Genomic DNA, 640 nt, shown 5'->3' on the forward strand with positions numbered 1-640 from the left:
CGTGCCGGACCTGCAGACGGCACAGCGGCTGGCCGCGGAACTGAATGTCCCGGTCTCCTACCTCTATGAGCCGGATGACGACCTGGCGGAGCTGATCCGACTCCTGGGAGCGTGCTCCCGGGACCAGCGCCACCAGTTGATCACCCAGCTCCAGACCCTCCCAAGCGCCTGAGCCTGGCGACACCCCGCCTAAAGCAGCCCCGCCTAAAGCAGCCCCGCATCACGCTGCCGATACAGCGCCTCGATACGCGCCCGGCAGCACGCATGTGCCCGCTGGATCCCGCCCAGCACACTGAGCGGTGCCCGGCGCATCGCTCCGGTCCGCTCCGCGTGGCCGGCGTCGGTCAACTCACCCTGCAACCACAGGGCGTCCAGCAGCTGGATGGCGAGATCGGCGCGGAGGAAGAGATCCACATACGCGCTCGCCAGAGGCGTGCGGATATCTGCGCTCAAGGGCTCGACCCGGCCCGGTTCGCCCGAATTCAGGCCGGCGGCGTCGAGCTGGGCCCGCGTCCAGTCGATCATCTTCTCGACCTTGCCCGCCTGCTGCGCGACGCAGTCCTTCAGACCTTGCAGTTCTTCCAGGGGATAGGCATCCCGCAGGACGTTGGGCGCAAAGACGCACACTGCGTACAGGCGA

1 protein-coding gene is annotated in these 640 nt (G+C 67.8%); it reads right to left on the reverse strand.

Annotated elements, in window-relative coordinates; translation table 11 throughout:
* Nucleotides 1-204: 204 nt before the first annotated feature.
* Nucleotides 205-640 (reverse strand): hypothetical protein (locus ZRA01_RS20725; protein ID WP_170183046.1); only part of this gene is annotated, 436 nt, incomplete at its 5' end.

The sequence above is a fragment of the Zoogloea ramigera genome (genome assembly GCF_006539865.1).
In the GTDB taxonomy this organism is placed as follows: Bacteria; Pseudomonadota; Gammaproteobacteria; order Burkholderiales; family Rhodocyclaceae; genus Zoogloea; species Zoogloea ramigera.